The following is a 19,533-nucleotide window of genomic DNA, read 5'->3' on the forward strand; positions in this document are numbered from 1 at the left end:
CATGCATTGGGCATGGTGTTGCCTTAACTGTTGATAAAAAAGGAGCCTTCAGTGGAACTGCCTGCGCCTACCTCGTTGGATGAGATTTTGGTGGATGGATCAATCGCCCAAGCCGCGAGCAGCTATGCCCTAGCACAGGCCTGCGATCCCCTGCTCGATATCAGTTTCAACCCCGTGCCAGGCGGCTACCAGGTGAAGTTTCGCTCGGAGCGATCCCAAACCGTGCTCTTCGGCGTGAGCGCAGCCCATATCCATGGCAAGCAGTGGCAATGGCGCCAGGAGTATGCCTTTGATATTCCAGAGCTTCGCGGAACTCAAGAAGGCAGCGATGCACTCCTTCGCGCCGCGCGCACCCTCAATGGCAATGGGCCAGGGTATTTCGTGCCCTTAGAAGATGGCTCCTTTGATCTGGTGATCATCAGCGATGCGCTGCCCGAGCTGCCCTTGGATACCGCATTAACGCTAGGCCTCGGTGCCGTGGAAAACCCCCGGGATCTGCCGCGGGCGATGATGGCCTTTGCCGCCGAGCATTCCTTAGGCTTTGAGCAACGAGACGGCGCCATCGTTGTAGAAGATGAGCAGCAGCGGGTACAGGTTGATCTTGGCACCGGCCAGATCGCTTCGAGCATGCAGCTTGTCGACGTCCTCTCCGACGCCTTCTACTACTCCACCGAGCACCAATTGTTCTACGAAGGCCAAGGCCTTCCTGCCGTCGTGGAATACAACGCAGCCCGTGGGGAAACGCCCTATGGCAACGCCATGCTCATTGCCACCATCCGCGCCGGGAAGTTCCGCTGGAGTTTCGACCACGCACCCGGAAAAGCGCTGCAGCAATTTGCCATCGATCAACACCTCTCGGCCTTGCTCAAGCCGAGCTGGGATGTGCACGAGGCAGAGCAGCTCTTTTTGGAAAATGCAGCAAAGCCGGTGCTCAATAGCTGGACGCATGCATTTTGCCAGCTCGACGCCGACACCATGGGGCTATTGTTTTTCAACCAACCCGCATCACCGCTGCCTCCACTGAGCAAGGCAGCAGCGATGGCCACCTTGCAAGCACCGATCCCCGATGCCCTAGATGCCAGAAGGTCCTTGGAGTTTTATGCCTCCAAGCGTGGCGCGCGCCTGCTTGCCACCGATCAGCACACCGCCGAGCTGGAATGCGAGGATGGCCGCGTGCTGATTTCCTTTGAGGCAGATCGCATCGTCGCAGTACACGACGCCTTTAAGATGGGCGCCTAGCAAAACAAAGTTGCTGCCACGGCCTGCCGTGGTTCAAGCTGGTGCTATGACTTCTTTGGTGATCGCCAGCGACATGGACGGCACGCTGCTAAACAACCAGCGCCAAATCCCCCAGGGTTTTTGGCCTGTGCTCAAACAACTGCACTCTTTAGGCGCGGTGTTTGCCCCGGCGAGCGGCAGGCAGTTATATACCCTGCTTGAGCAGTTCGAACCCGCTGGTTTTCCCATGAGCGTGATCGCAGAAAATGGCACCGTGGTCTACCACGAAGGCGAGATCGTCTCCTTGTGCACCATCGAAGCCTCCCAGGCCCACGCGGTGATCGAGGCCGTGGAGTCGCAGGCAGATCACATCGACTGGGGCTTGGTGCTATGCCGAGCTGACGGTGCCTTCGTCACCCGCCGCGATGAGCCATTCTTGGCGCAGTGCCAGCCCTACTACGCCAGGATGGATATCGTTGATGATCTTCATGCCTATGTAGATGATCAGGTGGTCAAGCTCGCCGTGTACAGCTTCGGGGATGCTGAAAGCATCGCAGCCCCTGCCCTTGAAGCCGCAGCCCCAGAACTGAACGTGGTGGTCTCTGGTGCCCACTGGGTAGACATCATGAACCCTGCTGCCAATAAAGGAAAAGCGCTTGAGGCCTTGGCCCAAGCGCTGGGGGTAGCCATGGAAGACACCATCGCTTTTGGCGATTACCTCAACGACACCGAATTGCTCCAAAGCGCAGGCATGGCCTTTGCCATGGAGAATGCGCACCCCCAGATCAAAGCGATTGCCGATGCCCTGGCGCCCAGCAATGCCGATGAGGGCGTGGTGGAGGTGCTTCGTGGGGTCGTCGAAAAGCTAGGAGCCTAGCAGCGCCCGATACTCAGCGGCATCGACCTGCTCATAGCTATCGGGCACAAAGTGGGCGTCTTTGGTTTTATCAATCAACACCGCACGAACGCCTTCCTGGAAGTTCGGGGTGCGGCGCAGCGCATTGCCCATGATCAGCTCATTGTCTAGAGCCTCGCGCACATCCTTCGCGCGCGCCGATGCATCGATGAGCTCAATGGCCGCTACCACCGACGTGGGGCAGGTGCCTTGAAGGTGCTTGCGCACCATCCGCACGAAGGCTTCATCCTCGTGCTGCTGCAGCGCGGCCTCAATATCGCTCCAATGCGGCTGATCAAAGACCGCCTGGATGGAATCCTCGTACCGGGCGAGCTCGGATTCCTGCTCCGGTTGGCTTGCGTATTGCTCAAGAGCTGCATCAATGCCCTCGGCCTGGAGCATATCGCTAAAAGCTTCGAGCTCAGCCGAAGGCACGAAGTGGGTGGCAAAACCAGCCCAGAACATATCGGCGGGGCTCATCCTCCACGCGGTGATGCACAAGAACTTTGCCAAAGCAGCAGATGCATAGCCCTTTTGGCCGATCATGGAGCTTAACATCTTCGTGCTGCCAACATCTGGCACAAAACCGATGAGCATCTCCGGCATCGAGGCAAAGGCGCGCTCGCTTACCACGCGGTGCGAGCCGTGGGCACTAATGCCAATGCCGCCACCCATGCACACGCCATCGATTAGAGAAATAATCGGCTTGGAGTACGTAGCCAGGTGGTTATTCATCCGGTACTCGTGGGCGAAATACTCATCGCCTTGTTCGTACTTGCCTGCCGCATCCAGATCATGGATGGCGCGCACATCACCTCCAGCACAAAAACCCTTTTGGGAGGTGGAGGTGATCAGTACCTGCTGCACGGCATCATCGTGTTCCCACTGCTGCAGTGCATCGCTGACGATATCGACCATCGCTTGGTTCAAGGAGTTCAATGCCTTGGGGCGATTGAGCTGGAGATGGCCGGTGTTGTTGCGAATATTGCTTAGGACTAGTGCTTCACTCATGCCAATAGTGTCGCACAACACGCAGATTTGTGCAGCAGATCACGATTAATCTTCGCGTTCGAGCTTTGCCGCCACATCGGGAACGTAGCGGAAATCCTCACGCGGCGGGCGCTCATAGTTATTGCCCTCGGGGCGCTCAGGAATTTCCGGAAGAGGACGGTCGATCTTCTCATAAGGAATGGTGGAAAGCAGATGAGAAATCACATTGATCCTCGAACGCTTCTTATCTTCACTTTCCACGGTGTACCAGGGCGCAGTGGGAATATCGGTGTGCACGAACATCTCGTCTTTTGCTCGCGAGTAATCCTCCCAGCGAGTAATCGACTGCAGATCCATCGGCGAGAGCTTCCAGCGACGCAGCGGATCATTCCTGCGCGACTCGAAGCGGGCAATCTGCTCCTCATCGGACACAGAGAACCAGTACTTGCGCAACATGATGCCGTCTTCTACCAAGAGGCGCTCAAAGATCGGCGCCTGGTGCAAGAAGCGGCGATATTCCTTGGAGGTGCAAAAGCCCATCACGCGCTCAACACCAGCGCGGTTGTACCAGGAGCGGTCGAAGATCACGATCTCACCGGCAGTAGGCAGCTTTTCCACATAGCGCTGGAAATACCACTGCCCCTGTTCGCGGGAGTTCGGCGCAGGCAAGGCCTCAATGCGGCAGGTACGAGGGTTGAGGTACTGGGTGATGCGCTTAATGGCAGATCCCTTACCGGCAGCATCGCGGCCTTCCATGATGATCACCACGCGGGCGCCAGTTTCTACCACCCATTGCTGCATATCAACCAATTCGGCCTGGAGGCGCTTGAGCTCTTTCTCATAGGCCTTCTTATTCAGCTTTTTGGGTTTGACGTGCTGATCTTCCGTCGTGCTATTCGACTTCTTGGAATCCTTTTTTGCCATATACCCAATGTACCGCGCACCACAGCGATACATTGCGGGCATCCCTCAAGGCGATAAAAAGAATGCGAAGCAACAGCAGACCCCCACCCCAATGCGGGGGCGAGGGTCTGCTGCTAGGTATGGCAGTTACTTCACTGCGAACTCATTGAGCTTGTCCCACTCGGTCTTGCCCTCGATCAAGGTGTTGATCACATCGGGGGTTTCTACGAGATACTGGGGCATCTCTTCTTGCATCTTTTTAAAGTGATCCGAATTCACGTGAGCCTCGGCGGCATCGTCTTTGAATGCCTCCACGAGCATGAACACATTTGGCTGTTCAACAGATTGGTGCCAAACGAAAAAGAGGTTGCCCTCTTCTGCGCGGGTGGCCTCGGTGAACTCAGCCACCTTCTCCATAAAGCTATCGACGTACTCGGGTTTAACGGTATGGCGTGCGTTGATCAAAATCATGCCCGCCATGCTAGATCAGAAGTGCGCGACTTGCCCACAATGAACACAAAGAACCAGGCAGATCCTGGAATAATGCCAGAATATGAGCACCGAAGTTGCACCTGCGCGCCCCCAGCTCCTGATGCTGATTGCCCGGGCGCTTGGCAATGGCGCTTTTATTCTGCCGGGCCTGATCTTTGCCCCCTATGCCTTTGCCCACCCAGGCAGCGTGCACTACCTCTTGCCGCTGGTGTTATTCGGCACCGCCAGTTACACCGCCCCTTTTGCCCAACGAGCCTTCCAACTCATCCACAACCCTGTGGCCGGGGCCAGGATTGCTTTATGCCTAGGGCTTTTGGGCACGCTCGGCATGGTGATTGCCACTATTGCCCAACCTTCAGCAGGGCTGAGCTGGGATCTATGCGCGATCATCATCGGCGCCGCGTTAGGGCTGTTTAGCCCGCTGATGGCCACGATCAGCGAGGAGTCTGCCCCACAGCAACAGTGGCACTATCTGATATTGCTCGCCCTGGCAGTGGTGTTATTGCTCCTTCGTGCCACCCACCCTGCTATCGCATGGGCGTTATTGGCCGCCGTGATGGGCTGTGCTCTGCTGGCAGTGGCACGTATTGAACTCACACCAGGTATTGATTGGCAGCACCGAGATAGCAGCGCGCTATATGCCTTGAGCACGGCAGCCATGGTGCTGTTTGCCTTAGGCGTTCGCTTCAGCCGCCAAACATCGATGGTGTGGGTGCTCATCGGCTCGCTTTTAGCCTTGTTGCTGCTCGTTGTGCTTGAAAGAAAGCTCAAACCCAGAAGCATGCCCCTAGCACTGCGCCAGGCGATCATGGCTGCTGGGATTCGCAACTTTGCCTGGTTTTATCCGGCACTGGCGTGCATTGCCATGAACAATGCCCGTCTTTTTATCGCCGCCATTAGCTGCTACATCCTTGGCATGGTGCTGGCACCACGGCTTGCACGCAGTCCGGCTGTGCGAGTGCGAACTTCCATCACCTTTGTAGGGCTTTTCCTGCTTGCCCTTGGTATGCCCGGTTGGTGGATGCTGCCTGGGGTATTGCTCACCTCTTTAGGCGCGCAGATGCTTCGCCTAACAGTGCTCAAAGGGCTCAGAGAGGATCAGACCATTCCCCGCAGCGAACGTCGCTTGGTGCTGGCTCGTTGCGAGGCCATCGGTGCTGTGGGCCAGCAATGGATCAGCCTTGGGCTGCTGGCATTAGGTTCTGCAGGATTGATGCAACGACCAGGTGCCGCCGTAAGCGCCTATGTGTGGCATGCAGGCATTAGCGAACAGGTGGCCACAATCTATCGCATTGTGGCCCTGCTCATGATCCTGGCCTTTGCCCTTGTGGGCCGCTTACTTCTTACTCGCCGTCGTTTTGATTCTTACTCTCACGCACCTGAGCACTAAATTCCTTCGCGGCCTTGCGCGATGCGCCTGAGCGGATATGGGCTGCGGCAGGCTCCTGGAAACGATCAGCGTTGGCCGTTTCAAAATCCTTCGCCCAGGAGTCCGAGGCTGTGCCCTCAAGCAGCGCATTGGGCTCGAGCCACTCGGCAATATCGGCGTAGGTAACCAGGTGGTATTCATCAACGCGTCGCACAACATGGCGTGGGCCAAGGGCATCGAAATCGTCCAGACCCATGCTGGCCAGAAGGTGCATGGCAGATTCCACCGTTGCCTTTTGGTACTGGTAGACGCGCTCGCCCTTATCGTCGATATCGATACCGTGCGCGAGCCACTTGTTTTGGGTAGCCACACCGGTGGGGCAACGATTGGTCTGGCACTTCTGCGCCTGGATACAACCCACGGCCATCATCATGGGGCGAGCAGCATTGCAATAATCGGCACCAAGTGCCAGGCGCTTAATAATGTCATTACCAGCGGCCACCTTGCCGGCAGCACCGATGGCGATCTTATCGCGCAAACCGCAGCCAACCAGGGCGTTTTGCACCACGATCAGGCCTTCAGAAAGTGGTGTGCCCATGTGATCGGCGTATTCTCCGGGTGCAGCACCGGTGCCGCCTTCTGATCCATCGACGTGGATGAAGTCCGGGGTAATGCCCGTTTCCAGCATTGCCTTGCACATGGCAAGAAATTCCACGCGCGAACCCACGCACAGCTTGAAGCCCACTGGCTTGCCGCCGGCGAGATCTCGCACCTTGGCAATAAATTCCATGAGCTCGCGCGGAGTGGAGAATTCAGGGTTGGCTGCCGGTGAAATAACAGTCTTTCCGGGCTCAACGCCACGAGCCTCTGCGATTTCCTCGGTGACCTTTTCTCCTGGCAACTGCCCACCCATGCCAGGCTTGGCACCCTGGGAAAGCTTGATCAAGATGCCTTTGACGTTTTCATTGGCGGCCTTCTTTTGAAACTGCTCTGGGTCAAAGCGGCCATCTTTGGTGCGGGCACCGAAAAAGCCTGAGCCGAGTTCCCAGATCAAAGGTGCACCGTATTCCAGGTGGTACTTTGTCAGCCCACCCTCACCGGTTTCTTGAATAAAGCCGCCTTTGGCTGCGCCCTTATTCATGGCGAGCACGGCGCGTGAAGAAAGCGCACCGAAGCTCATCGAGGAGATATTGAGCAAGGAAGTATCAAAGGGCTGGGTGCAATCAGGGCCACCGATATGGATTTTCGGTGCTTCTTTCATCACCGGCACCGGAGAGACGGTGTGCAGCAGGTGATCATATCCAAGGGCTTGGATATCGAGTTCCGTACCAAAGGCGGTAACGGAGTGGATGCCCTTGGCGCGCTCGTAGATCATCGAGCGCGTCACACGATCGAAGGGGCGGCCATCGGTATTCGACTCCACGAAGTACTGCTGGATTTCTGGGCGAATCGACTCCAGCAGGTAGCGGGCGTTACCAATGATGGGGAAATTTCGCTTAATGGCGTGTTTACGCTGGCTTAGATCCCAGGCAGCAATAGCCCCGAAGGCTCCGGCGACTGTCCCGGCTGTCTTTTTGAATACTCCGGCCATCTCGAGTGCTCTTTTCTACTCACGATCTTCCTCCCGCCCTCAAGACGAACTCGGAGCGCGAGCTGACACCACCGAGGATACCCAGATTTTTAGTTTTCCTCTTCAAGTTTTATAGCTTCTCCCACCTTTGATAACCCCCAATCCAAGGCAAAAAGCACCACTAGAGAAATGCCAAATAGCGGCGCAACAAGGCTATAGATGCCCAGTGCCAGCAAGAAGGCCGCACCTTGCTTACTGGCCAGGGGGCGAAGCGAACGCACCCGAGGAGCATTGCCAAAGCCTCGCCGCGCCCAGATTTGATAGCCGCGAACAACAAGGAAGATGATGCCGAGCGCCAAGGCTACAAGTGCCAATTGGTTTGGCAGGCCGAATAGCGTGCCCATGTGCAACTGGATCAGCCACACCGTGGCCTTGGCCTCTAAAGGCCAAGAATCGAAGCGATTCCAGGAAAGCACCTCGCCCTCGCTATCGATGCTTAAAGCATCAGTGCTCATGCGATAGGGCTGGCGCGATTCGGTGGCCACCCACCCCTGCCCTGCTTGTGCTGGCAGCATGAGCCTGAGCGGGAGTCTCAAGTTCTCAGTGGCAGTGCTGGCAACGGTGTCGATATCTGCCACAGGATCATCAATCGTGATGCTCTGTGCCATCGAGGCGTCGGTGCGCGGCGGAGCCCAGCCAAATTCATTGCGCACCTTGGCAATATTGGCCCCTGCCACCAGCGACCAGGTAAGCCCGGTTACGCAAAGAAAGAGCAAACCTGCCACTAAGGCCGTGCCCACCACGCCGTGCTGGCGCAGATACTGCAGCCTGGTGCCCGACCTTTTGGCTTTTGGCCACCTGAACATGCCTTGAAGCCTTGAGCTTCCTTTTGCCTGGAGCTGCCACCACAGCGCCACGCCGCTGAAGGCAAAGAAGCCGAGCCAGCTCGCCGCGAGTTCTGAGTAGATCCGCCCAGGGGTTCCCAACCAGAGGTCTTTGTGCCCAAAGGACATCCACTGGGTAAGTGGTAGGGCCGAGGATTTACCGTATTGCTCTAATTGCCCTTTGATCTCTGCGGTGTAGGGATCTACAAACACCGCGTGGTACACACCTTCTTTTAAGTTCGGGTCGGAAAAAAGAACGCGGGTGTTTTTGTCTGGCTCTTCATATAACTGCACCCCAGCTAATTGCGCTTGATCTGATTGCAATCCGGCAAGGCTGCCATCTTCAGCGGCGGCCACCGCGGCCTGGACTTGTTGCTGCACATCAAGGCGCTGTGCCTGCTGCGGCACCGTGGTGTTGATCTGATCGTGGTAGACCCATTGCTCGATCGTTGGGCATAGTGCGTAGCCCAGCCCGCTCACAGCAGCCACGAAGATCAGTGGTGCAATAAGGATGCCGGCCACGGTGTGCATTCTGAGCACAATGGCACGCAGATTGGTGTTTTTTCGCTGCTCACACGGCTCGTTGTTGAGCGAGAGAGTCATGGTGGGAAGTTCTCCAACAAATTCGGCTCGGCGTGGGCCACGCGGCAATAGCCAAAAGCACAAGCTCGCTATCGATGCCTTGGTGTAGCTCACGCCGAGAAGGGATGAGGGTGAAGAACGCGTTCGGAGAAGTAGTCGTTATGCCTTAAAGGAAAGTTCCCGAGGAAATGACATTCGTATTTAATTCTTGGTGTTATCCACACCAATTTCTTTTTCCGGGCCTTGGTCTTGCATGGCTTGTTCAAGCAAGGGGCGCTGCTGCTCCACAAAGTCACGATCAAAACGATCCTCGTTGGAAATCGCCGCGAGCCCATCCATCACCGCGGTGCCGTAATTGTGGCCATGCCCATTGGGCACATTGGCAGCCACCGGAAGATCGAGGCTTAATTGGAAGAAGGTAATAAAGGGATACCAGCGCATCGCCGGGGAGCGATCGAATTGCGCTGGCTCTTTGAGCCAGTCGGGTTCCTTCAACAGCGTTGAAGGCGACCACCACACCACAGGATCGGTAGCGTGCTGGAAATACAGCACACGGGTGGATTGCCATAAAGGCTGCGGACCTAGGTTTTCTTGTACCTCTTGCCTGGTGCCTGCAAAACGTACCACCATGCCCGCGGCATATTCGGGATCGGCCTCATAGGTGCCAGGATCGCGGCGGCTGACAAAATTGCGCCACAAAGTACTCGAATGTGGCGGACCTACCCATAACACCCCGTCGGCTGCTTGGGCGAGGCCTTGCAGCCCGGAGAAAGCACCTTCGCCAGCAACCACGCCGAGGGATTCACCGTAGATGAGCAGTTTTGGTCGGGATTCTGGATCCAGTTCATTCCACCACTCCTGCACCGCAGAGATCAGCGTTTGGCCAGCCTCGCGTACCACGTCGGTATTGGCAATAAATTGCACGCCAGATGGCAGGTATGAATACTGTGCCGCGGCGATGGCAGTGTCGCCGTCGTAAAGCAATTCCAGTGCCTGAGCGGCGGTGGGATTTACCCAGCCAGTGCCCGTGGTGGTGGCAACCATCACCACCTTCCGGTCCTCAGCGTGGGTTCTTTTGAGTTCCTCTACTACCCGCTGGGCACGCTCAGCATCATCTTGGCCGTGCTCCAAACCCGAATACACACGAATCGGCTCCTTCGAGGGCCGCCCGCTGAGAGCCGAAAGCTCCTCCTTGTGCAGGCCAAGGCCTACAAAGCGGGTGCCGAAGGCGCCAAGGCCTTCCCAATCATTGATCGAATCCGGGCTGCCGGAGCGTTCCGGATTATTCGGCTGCACAAGATCTTCTCGGATCTGGCTATTACGGGGAGCAAATACCGCCTCACCCATGCTCACGATCGTGCCGGGCACCACCTGGTTAAAAATCACCAGCCCCACAATGCCCACACCGATCCAAGCACTCACCGTGCGCACACCAACATCCAGGCGCTTCGGGCCGTGCTCGATAAGGAAATCGGTGGCGATGTTGATGCCCCTGCCAACCAGGCCAAGCAGCAGCCACAAGCCAATGCCGATGGGAAACACCAGGAAGTATTCTGCAGTAGAAAGCTCACGGGCATCGGTGTACTGGGCTACTTGGCGTTGCCACCGCACCGAAAACAGCACCATGCCAGCAAGCCACGCCAGCGCAGCAATCAACAGCGCACCCTCGATGCGACGCCGCCAGGTACTACCAAGACGTAGCCGGCGCTTCTTCCACACCGGCAGGAGAAATTCTTGGATCCAGGCATTCCAATTCCAGCGGGCAAACACGCCGATGAGGTAGCCGGTTGCGGCACAAAGCCCACACACCACACCCTGGTAGAGCGCATCGCGCGGCAAAAGTGAAGGTGTAAGCGCAAGGGCGAAGAACATGGTGCCAACGAGCAGCCCCACGGTATCGGGGTGCAGGCGATCCCAAAATACCTGTGCGCGGTTGCTGGCTCTTCGCGCCGGGTGTTGGCCTGACTTCCCTGCCTGTTTTGCCTTAGGCGTTGGCGTGGTGGATTCGCTCACGCCTGCTCCAGTGCTTCTGCTGCCTCCAGCCAGATCATCGTGTGCTCTTCCCTTTCGGCCTCTAGCGCCTGTTTTTGTTCAGCCAATGCTGCAAGCTGCTCGGTATCGAGGGCTGATACGTCTTGTGCAAGCGCTGCCATCTTCGCCTCCACGGCGTCGATTTCTGCTTCTAAACGCTCCACTTTGCGCATCGCGGCGCTGAGTTTTTTGTTCAGCTCACGGTATTGCTTATTGGATATGGCAGGCGCCTGGCTTTCAGGTTCGCTGGCGCTAGCCTCGCTAGGCTGTTTGGAGGGGGTTTGGGCAAGAGCTTTTCGACGTTGCAAATACGACTCAATTCCACCGGGCAGATTGCTGAGCTTGCCATCGCCAAATAGCGCCCAGGTGGAATCGGCGATGCGCTCAATCAGATAGCGATCGTGTGAGATCACCACCAAGGTGCCCGCCCAGGAATCAAGCAGCGATTCCAATTCCTGGAGGGTGTCGATATCGAGGTCGTTCGTTGGTTCGTCGAGAAGCAAAAGATTGGGCTCGCTCATCAGCACGCGAGTCAACTGCAAACGACGCCGCTCACCACCGGAAAGATCCCCAACCGGGGTGCGCTGGCGCTTGGCGGAAAAACCAAGGCGCTCGGCCAATTGGCTAGCGCTGAGCTCTTTTTTACCAAGCTGGACATAGCGAGCCACATCTTCTACGGCATCGAGAAGGCGCTGGTTCGGATCTAGATCATCGAGCTCCTGGCGCAGCCAGCCAAGGCGCACCGTTTTGCCCTCAATCCTTTTCCCCTTGGCTAGGGGGTGGGCACCGGCGAGCGCACGCAGGAGTGTGGTTTTACCCGAACCATTGACACCAACCAGACCAATTCTTTCCCCCGGCGCAAGCCTCCAGGTGAGGTCTTCTACCAGCACCCTTCCATCTGGGGTGGTGATGGTGGCGTCTTCTAATTCAACCACCACCTTGCCTTGGCGCTGCTTGGCAAAGGCCATCAGTTCCACGCTATTGCGTGGTGCGGGGACATCCTTGATCAATGCCTCGGCGGCTTCGATGCGATAGCGCGGCTTGGAGGTACGCGCCGGTGCACCACGGCGTAACCAGGCGAGTTCTTTTCTGGCTAGATTTTGGCGGCGCTGTTCTGCCGCATCGGCCTGGCGGGCTCGCTCAGCACGCGCGAAGGTCCAATCGTTATAGCCGCCTTCATAAATATCCACCGCACCGTCGTGGACCTCCCAGGTCAGCGTGGCCACGGTATCTAAGAACCAACGATCGTGCGTGACCACCACCACGGCGATATTGCGCTGGAGGAGGTGCTGGGCGAGCCACTCCACGCCTTCGACATCCAGGTGGTTTGTGGGCTCGTCGAGGATGACCAAGTCCAGTTCTTGCACCAAAGCCGCGGCAAGATTGACCCTGCGGCGCTCACCACCAGAAAGCGCTCCCACCTTGGTATCAAGGCCAAGTGCATCCACCCCGATGCCGCTGAGCACCTCGCGGACCTTGGCATTCGAAGCCCACTCATAGGTGGCAAGCCCAAGGGGAGCTAGCACCACTTCACCCACCGTGTGCTCGGGGTTGAGTTCTGCGCGTTGGGTTACCACCGCCATGCGCAAAGAAGAATTGTGGCTCACCCTGCCACTATCTGGGGGCTCAATGCCGGCGAGCACCTCCAGCAGGGTGGTTTTGCCGCCACCATTTAAGCCCACTACGCCAATGCGGTCGCCTGATTGCACACCGAGGCTTACATGATCTAAAAGCGTTTTTAGCCCAAAAGACTTCGATACGTTTTCTAAGTTGATCAGATTGACCATGTAGACCCTTCAAGTACGGTTGCCCCTGGTGCGGGGCCTGTGGCGGTAGCGGTGCGATAATACACGCCGAGTTCGGCGGCAACCTCTTGGGCAGCATCAGCATCGGCACACAAGAATGCGCAGGTAGGCCCAGAACCAGAGACGATGCCTCGAAGCGCCCCGGCGCGCTCACCCATGGCAATGACCTTGCGCAGCTCGGGGCGAAGCGAAAGCGCCGCAGCTTGGAGATCATTATGCAGCGCGGCAGCAAGGGCGTTGGCGTCTGCTTTGAGCAGCGCCTGCGCCACGGCTTCATAGCTCAAGTGGGGTTCGCGATCCATGGTGTCGAGCTTGGCAAAGACCTCCGGTGTTGAAAGCCCCTGCTTGGCAAAGGCCAAAGCCCAGTGATATTCGCCCCGCGAGAGCAACGGCGCGAGCGCTTCTCCCCTACCGGTGCCAACCCTTGTTTCTCCTAGGAGCGTAAAGGGCACATCGGAACCAAGTTCTGCTGCAATGTCAAGCAGCACGTTTTGGCTTAGCGGACGCTGCAAAGTGGCATTGAGTGCTTTGAGCGTGGCTGCGGCATCGGCAGAACCACCTGCCATGCCACCTGCAACGGGAATACCCTTGTGCAGTGCAATGGTGATCGGCTCGAGGGTTTCACCTGAGCGCTGTGCCAGGGCTTCTGCTGCCTTCCAGGCCAAATTGGAGGCATCTTCAGGCACGCCCGGCGCATCGGCGCGAAGCCCTGCCACCAAAGATGCAGAAGGGGTGCCGGCGGGAGTGATCTCTACGATGCTCGAAAGCGAAAGGGACTGAAAGACGCTCACAAGGTCGTGATAGCCGTCGTTTCTCAGCGGGCCTACTCCCAGGTGCAGATTGACTTTGGCATGCGCTCGAGCGCGGATGCTATTGCTCATCGCTTACCTCCTGGGCAAGCCGCACATAGTCGGCCGTTGCCAGTGTTTCACCCCTGGCTGCAGGGTCGATCCCTGCGCTGCGCAGGGCTTCTTCTGCCAGGGCAGCGGAGCCAAAGTGCCCTTTGAGTGCCGAGCGAAGGGTTTTGCGCCTTTGGGCAAAAGCGGCATCGACGAGCGAAAAAAGTGTGCTTCTAAGCTGGGCATCGCGTGGCCAGGGAGCATCGGGCTGATCAAAGCAATCGATGCGCACGAGCCCTGATTCAATTTTCGGTGCGGGCCAAAACACGTTTTTGCCAATCGACCCGGCGCGGCGTACCTCGCCATAGAAACCGGCCTTCACACTTGGCACGCCGTAAATCTTGCTGCCGGGTTCGGCCGCGAGGCGATCAGCAACCTCCGATTGCACCATCACCAATACCCGGCGGATGCTGGGGAAAAGCTTGAGCATGTGCAGCAGAACTGGCACGGAGACGTTATAGGGCAAGTTAGCTACCAGTGCTGTTGGTGCCTGGATATCTTCGGCGCGGATCGTGAGCGCGTCTTTGTGGATCAAGCTCAGGCGCTCCTGCAAACCAGGCGCACGCTTTGCCACGGTATCGGGCAGGAGTTCTGCCAGGCGCGGATCAATCTCTACGGCAGTAACTTGCTGGACGGTTTCGAGCAGCCCGAGGGTAAGCGAACCGAGTCCAGGACCTACCTCCACCACATGATCTTCTGGGCGAAGTTCTGCGGCAGCAAGAATCATGCGCACGGTATTGGGGTCGTGCACGAAGTTCTGGCCGAGCTTCTTAGTAGGCGTGACGTGGATGCGTGACGCCAGCTCACGAATCTCGGCCGGGCCTAACAGATGTGCGTGGGAGGGATCCATGAAGATCAAATCTACCGCCGGATGAGCAGTGCGGGAAATACTGCTCCCGGTTTATCCCACAACCTGGCTAGCGAATACCAAGTTGTGCGGTACAAGCTGGCCAAGCACCCCAGCCCTGGGAGGCCTGGACGCGCTCTGCCACGGCGATCTGCTGTTCACGGGTGGCCTGCGATGCTCGCGGAGCGTACTCGGTGCCGCCGTGTGCTGCCCATGTGGAATCGGCAAATTGCAGGCCACCGGAGTAGCCGTTGCCGGTATCGATGGCCCAGTTGCCGCCGGATTCACATTGGGCGATCTGATCCCACACGCCACCATTGGCCACAGCAGGCGCCGAGGCCTGCTGCTTGGTGCCGCGAGCGATCGTGGCAGGGCGTGCAGGAACGAGCTCTTCTTGCTTTTCTGGGGTCTTTTCCTGCTCTTTGCCATTCACGCTCACCACCTTGTAGGTGACCTTGCGCTTACCTGGCACGGCAGCTTCTACCTCGCGCTCCTCGCCTTCAAAGCTGTCTGGATCTTCAACGATCACGGGCTGCACATTGAAGGATTCTTCGACGGTGTGGCGCTGAATATCTACCCGATCAATGGTGATCTCGGTATCTTCAGTGACCTTGGTGTCTTTGGAAGGAGAAAGGCGATCATTCTTGCCAAGCTTGATGCCGCGCTGCGAGAGCACATCACCAACGGTGGCTGCAGCAATACGCACATAGGTGGTCTTGGCGCCGTCGTTGAGCTTGACCAGCTTTGGGGTAACAACATCGACTGTTTCGCCATCGCTCGAAAGCTTGGCATCTGCAGATTCGGATACTTCCAGTGCTTCGAGCGGTGCACCCACGGTGCCCATCTGCTCGAGCATCTCGCCAACGGTGGCGGCGGTGGTGTTAATGGAGCGTTCTTGCCCATCAACCACCACGGCAACCTGCTTCATGGTGCGAACCTTCACCACGTCGCCATCACCAATTGGCTGATCCAAGCCGGGGGCTACGAGGTCTTCATCACCGAGTTCAACCTTGGCTTGGTCGAGCACGCCTTGGACATCGCCACGCAAGGTGACCATGTTGAGCTCTTCGCCGTTGAGATCAACAACAACGTCCTTTTTCTGCTGCGCAATGGCCACGCCACCAACTGCCAGCGAGGCAACCACGCCACCTGTAACAAGGCGCATTGGCATGGATCGAGTGTTGTTGTTCAAACGTGATTTCTGGTTGGTACCCAAGATTCTTAGCTTCCCGCCGGGTGTAGGAGTTGAGAACGCAAGTAACAATACGGTAACGAAGCGCTAAAGCCAACCACCCACGCAAAATTCACAGGAGTTTCGGTAGGAAACATTCTCCCAGGTAAACCCACATGAGTCACAACAACACCATCAAGGCGCATACCCCTCAGCAGTATCAGTAAAAGCGGGGCCTATAGGCCGTAGACGCGAGCAAAGTTCTTCGACACCGCCGCAGCGAACTCGGCTGGATCTTCCCCACGCGCCGCAGCAAGTGCCAAGTAGGTATGCCCGATCAACGAAGGCTCATTGGGCGAACCGCGATAAGGCTCGGGCGTCATATATGGCGCATCCGTTTCTACAAGAATCTGCTCTACTGGCGCGATCCTTGCTGCCTCACGCAAAAAATCATTGCGCTTAAACGTGGCATTACCTGCAAAGCTCAGCACATAGCCGCGCGCCAAGGCCTCTTCTGCCACATCTACCGGAGAGGAAAAACAATGCAGGATCGTCTGGACTGGCTTGGGCGATGCAGCCAGCACATCAAGCAAGGGCTGATCTGCCTCTCGGTTGTGAATCATCAGCGCCTTGTTGTGCTTGATGGCTAGATCAATGTGCCACTCCAGCGCGGAGATCTGCGTTGCAAGATCAGCCGTACGTTCTGGATCGTGCTGGATCCAGTAGGTATCCAGACCCGTTTCGCCAATCGCCACACAAGCAGGATCGGCAGCCATGGCCTCTAAGCGGGCGCGTGCTTGCTGATCAAGCTGCTGCGCCTTGGTGGGGTGAATAGCGCAGGCGGCCACCACATCGGGTTGCGTTTGGGCAATCGAGAGTGCCTGGGCTGCCTCTTCTACCCCGTCGCCAACGGTGCAAATACGCTCTACACCAGCCAATTTGGCGCGCTGGACAAGGCGCTCCACGCTATCTTTCGCACTGGATAAATGCGTGTGCGCATCCACCATCCCGCCCGGATGATCAGCGGGTACTGGCGCTGGACGTGGCTTCTTCTTCCCCATCGCGCTAGCTCACCACTGGAGCCCACTCGGGGCCAGTTTCTGCCAATTCGGGATCAAGCTTGGCAATCAGCGGCTTGGGCTTTTGCAAGGGGGCGCCTGCCTGGACCGGGATGCGCTGCCAACGAGCCTGGGCTGATTCATAGTCGCCGGTGATAATGGGATAGCTCGCCCCTGCCTCCGGTAAGCCGGCACCAACGGGGTGGACATCCATATCATCGGATACTTCTTGAATCTCCGGCATCCCAGACCACACGCCCTCACGGCCAAGTGCCTCATGTACCCGCTGCGCGGTATGCGGCAGGTATGGGGTAAGCAAGGTGTTGCAGTCGCTTACTGCCTGCAAGGCCGTCCACAGCACGGTGGCCAGACGCTCGCGCTGCTCCGGGTCCTTTGCCAGCTTCCAAGGTTCTTGAGCTGCGATATAGGCATTGGTTTCGCCCACCACATGCATCGCGTGGGTAATACCGGCCTTAAAGCGGTTCTTAGATAGGGCATCGCCTACCACCTCAAAAGCCTGGGAGGCCAAATCGAGCAGCGCCTCATCTTCTTCCCGCAACTGGCCAGGCTCTGGTACTGCACCGAAGTTCTTATACGCCATGCTCACCGTGCGGTTGACCAGGTTGCCCCAACCATTGGCCAGCTCATTGTTGTTGCGGCGGACAAACTCATCCCAGGTGAAATCGGTGTCGGTATTTTCAGGGCCAGCCACCGCAATGAAATAACGCAAAGGATCAGGACCGAACTCTTTTAAGAAGTCCTTAACGTAGATCACCACGCCCTTAGAGGAGGAGAATTTCGAGCCACTCATGGTGAGGTACTCAGAAGAAACCACCTCTGTGGGAAGCTGCAGGGCGCCAAGCTCATGTTCGTTGCCGCCGTGTGCACCTTTGCCTTGATAACCAAGCAGCTCTGCAGGCCAGATCTGCGAGTGGAAGGTGATGTTGTCTTTACCCATGAAGTAGTAGCTCACGGCCTCAGGGTTGGTCCACCACTCACGCCATGCCTCGGGGCGTCCTTCGCGGTACGCCCACTCAATGGAGGCAGAAAGGTAGCCAACCACCGCATCGAACCAAACGTAGAGCTTCTTGGCGTTATTGTCTTGCCACCCATCGATCGGAATGGGCACACCCCAGTCGATATCGCGGGTCATCGCGCGTGGGCGCAGATCATCAAGAAGATTCAAAGAGAACTTCAATACATTCGGACGCCACTGCTCACGCCCGCGCAGCCATGCCCCAAGCGCTTCTGCCAAGGAAGGCAGATCGAGCAGGAAGTGCTCCGTTTCTACAAACTCCGGGGTCTCGCCGTTGATCTTAGAAACGGGGTTAATCAGATCAGCCGGATCGAGCTGGTTGCCGCAGGTATCGCATTGATCGCCGCGTGCTCCATCTGCCCCACAGATCGGGCAGGTGCCCTCGATATAACGGTCGGGCAAGGTGCGCCCGGTAGAAGGCGAGATAGCACCCTGGGTGGTCTCTTTGAGCATGTAGCCGTTTTCATACAAACCGCGGAAGAGCTCTTGAACCACCGCGTAGTGGTTGCGGGTGGTGGTGCGGGTGAATAGGTCATAGCTTAAGCCCAGACCTGCCAGATCCTCCACGATCTGGCGGTTGTAGCGATCGGCGAGCTCCCGGACGGTCACGCCTTCTTTATCAGCCTGCACCAAAAGCGGGGTGCCGTGCTCATCGGTGCCGGAGATCATCAGCACATCTGCCCCACGCATTCGCTGGTAGCGAGCGAATACATCGGAGGGAACACCAAAGCCGGCCACGTGTCCGATGTGGCGAGGTCCATTGGCATAAGGCCATGCAACAGCGACGAGCACAGGAGAATTCATAAGTTCTGAGCTTAATTTACTGTGCACCCCAAATGCGATTCGGGGGTTGGCAATTATTCTGGTTGCTGATGGGCAAGGTAGGCGTCGTAAAGCTGCTTCTTGCTCACCTTATGCACCTTGGCCACCTCTGCTGCCGCGGCCTTTAAGCGCATGCCTGCATCGACCAGGCGGGCGACCTCATCTACCAAAAGCTCCGGATTGCCCTGGGTGTGGCTCGAACCCTCGATCACCACGGTGATCTCACCGCGGACCCCAGATTCGGCCCAAGTGGCGAGCTCGTCAAGCGTGCCCCGGCGGACTTCCTCATACGTCTTAGTCAATTCCCTGGCCACCGCCGCGCGACGCTCAGGGCCTAGCACTTCCCTTGCAGTCGCGAGTGTTTCTGCAAGACGGTGAGGGGACTCAAAAAAGCACACCGCACGGGATTCGCTTTGCAAAGACTCCAACCAGGAACGACGCTGCCCCTGCTTTCTTGGGGCAAAACCATCGAAGATGAACTTGCCCACGCCCAAACCTGACAGCGCAAGGGCCGTGGTGACCGCCGAAGGCCCCGGGATACAAGAAACAGGGATGCCTGCATCGTGGGCTGCGGCAACTAACGGCAGGCCGGGGTCAGAAACAATGGGCATGCCGGCATCGGTGACTACCAGCACCGTCTGCGTTTTTGCAGCGTCGAGGAGTTGCTGGACGCGCTCGGCTTCGTTGTGATCGAAGTTGCTAATAATCTTGCCCCGGATCTCTACCCCAAGAGCCTGGGCCAGCGCTCTGGTGCGGCGGGTGTCTTCTGAAGCAATCACCGCGGCGTGTTCTAAGGCGAAGCGCAGGCGATCGCTTGCGTCTAGGTGGTTGCCAAGCGGCGTTGCTGCCAACACCACACCTGTGGGTAGATGACCTTCTTGTTGCATGCCTTTTAGTGTGGCATACCCAAAAGACCAAGAGCACCCACGGCCAGAAGAATGCGTTTTCACCCCGCGCCAAT

Annotated in this window: 16 protein-coding genes; 3 read left to right on the forward strand and 13 right to left on the reverse strand. The window is 57.6% G+C overall.

The window, feature by feature from the left end; genetic code table 11:
* Positions 1–51 precede the first annotated feature (51 nt).
* Positions 52–1,239: a DUF6882 domain-containing protein gene (locus CPPEL_RS07545; protein ID WP_123960541.1), complete on the forward strand. Its 1,188-nt coding sequence runs from the start codon at positions 52–54 to the stop codon at positions 1,237–1,239.
* Positions 1,240–1,285: 46 nt separating this feature from the next.
* Positions 1,286–2,095 carry an HAD family hydrolase gene (locus CPPEL_RS07550; protein ID WP_123960542.1) on the forward strand — a complete coding sequence of 270 codons (810 nt, stop codon included), beginning with the start codon at positions 1,286–1,288 and terminating at the stop codon, positions 2,093–2,095.
* Here the strand turns inward: CPPEL_RS07550 and CPPEL_RS07555 are convergent.
* The 3 genes from CPPEL_RS07555 to CPPEL_RS07565 all read right to left on the reverse strand — a co-directional run bounded on the left by CPPEL_RS07555 (position 2,084) and on the right by CPPEL_RS07565 (position 4,477).
* Positions 2,084–3,124, reverse strand: coding sequence for an enoyl-CoA hydratase/isomerase family protein (locus tag CPPEL_RS07555; RefSeq protein ID WP_123960543.1), 1,041 nt, complete (start codon positions 3,122–3,124; stop codon positions 2,084–2,086). The genes CPPEL_RS07550 and CPPEL_RS07555 overlap by 12 nt on opposite strands.
* 45 nt (positions 3,125–3,169) lie before the next feature.
* Positions 3,170–4,027 carry a polyphosphate kinase 2 gene (gene ppk2, locus CPPEL_RS07560; RefSeq protein ID WP_123960544.1) on the reverse strand — a complete coding sequence of 286 codons (858 nt, stop codon included), beginning with the start codon at positions 4,025–4,027 and terminating at the stop codon, positions 3,170–3,172.
* Between the two features lie 126 nt (positions 4,028–4,153).
* Positions 4,154–4,477 (reverse strand): putative quinol monooxygenase, encoded by a 324-nt coding sequence (locus CPPEL_RS07565; protein WP_123960545.1) that lies wholly within the window; start codon positions 4,475–4,477, stop codon positions 4,154–4,156.
* An 82-nt stretch (positions 4,478–4,559) separates the two neighbouring features.
* Here CPPEL_RS07565 and CPPEL_RS07570 point away from each other — a divergent pair, with 82 nt between their 5' ends.
* Positions 4,560–5,888 (forward strand): hypothetical protein, encoded by a 1,329-nt coding sequence (locus tag CPPEL_RS07570; protein WP_123960546.1) that lies wholly within the window; start codon positions 4,560–4,562, stop codon positions 5,886–5,888.
* On the opposite strand, the gene CPPEL_RS07575 is transcribed toward CPPEL_RS07570, so the two are convergent.
* The 10 genes from CPPEL_RS07575 to rsmI form a co-directional block, all read right to left on the reverse strand.
* Complete coding sequence (locus CPPEL_RS07575; RefSeq protein WP_123960547.1) at positions 5,842–7,458, reverse strand: FMN-binding glutamate synthase family protein; 1,617 nt, start codon at positions 7,456–7,458, stop codon at positions 5,842–5,844. The genes CPPEL_RS07570 and CPPEL_RS07575 overlap by 47 nt on opposite strands.
* A gap of 89 nt (positions 7,459–7,547) precedes the next feature.
* A complete protein-coding gene (locus tag CPPEL_RS07580) occupies positions 7,548–8,924 on the reverse strand; it encodes a PepSY-associated TM helix domain-containing protein (RefSeq protein ID WP_123960548.1) in 1,377 nt (458 codons plus the stop codon).
* Between the two features lie 180 nt (positions 8,925–9,104).
* On the reverse strand, positions 9,105–10,916 hold the full coding sequence (locus CPPEL_RS07585; RefSeq protein ID WP_245990418.1) for an alpha/beta hydrolase: 1,812 nt from the start codon (positions 10,914–10,916) through the stop codon (positions 9,105–9,107).
* The gene (locus tag CPPEL_RS07590; RefSeq protein WP_123960549.1) at positions 10,913–12,721 is read right to left on the reverse strand and encodes an ABC-F family ATP-binding cassette domain-containing protein; all 1,809 of its coding nucleotides are present in this window, start codon (positions 12,719–12,721) and stop codon (positions 10,913–10,915) included. Before CPPEL_RS07590 ends, CPPEL_RS07585 begins: the two co-directional genes overlap by 4 nt.
* Positions 12,709–13,620, reverse strand: coding sequence for a 4-(cytidine 5'-diphospho)-2-C-methyl-D-erythritol kinase (locus tag CPPEL_RS07595; RefSeq protein WP_123960550.1), 912 nt, complete (start codon positions 13,618–13,620; stop codon positions 12,709–12,711). The genes CPPEL_RS07590 and CPPEL_RS07595 overlap by 13 nt, the downstream gene beginning before the upstream one ends.
* The gene (gene rsmA / locus CPPEL_RS07600; protein WP_123960551.1) at positions 13,610–14,488 is read right to left on the reverse strand and encodes a 16S rRNA (adenine(1518)-N(6)/adenine(1519)-N(6))-dimethyltransferase RsmA; all 879 of its coding nucleotides are present in this window, start codon (positions 14,486–14,488) and stop codon (positions 13,610–13,612) included. The genes CPPEL_RS07595 and rsmA overlap by 11 nt, the downstream gene beginning before the upstream one ends.
* A gap of 67 nt (positions 14,489–14,555) precedes the next feature.
* A complete protein-coding gene (locus CPPEL_RS07605) occupies positions 14,556–15,701 on the reverse strand; it encodes a resuscitation-promoting factor (protein WP_123960552.1) in 1,146 nt (381 codons plus the stop codon).
* A gap of 191 nt (positions 15,702–15,892) precedes the next feature.
* Positions 15,893–16,717 carry a TatD family hydrolase gene (locus CPPEL_RS07610; RefSeq protein ID WP_123960553.1) on the reverse strand — a complete coding sequence of 275 codons (825 nt, stop codon included), beginning with the start codon at positions 16,715–16,717 and terminating at the stop codon, positions 15,893–15,895.
* A gap of 4 nt (positions 16,718–16,721) precedes the next feature.
* Positions 16,722–18,554, reverse strand: coding sequence for a methionine--tRNA ligase (gene metG / locus CPPEL_RS07615; protein WP_123960554.1), 1,833 nt, complete (start codon positions 18,552–18,554; stop codon positions 16,722–16,724).
* 53 nt (positions 18,555–18,607) lie between these two features.
* A complete protein-coding gene (gene rsmI, locus CPPEL_RS07620) occupies positions 18,608–19,459 on the reverse strand; it encodes a 16S rRNA (cytidine(1402)-2'-O)-methyltransferase (RefSeq protein WP_123960555.1) in 852 nt (283 codons plus the stop codon).
* Positions 19,460–19,533 lie beyond the last annotated feature (74 nt).

It is taken from the genome of Corynebacterium pseudopelargi, from assembly GCF_003814005.1.
In the GTDB taxonomy this organism is placed as follows: Bacteria; Actinomycetota; Actinomycetes; order Mycobacteriales; family Mycobacteriaceae; genus Corynebacterium; species Corynebacterium pseudopelargi.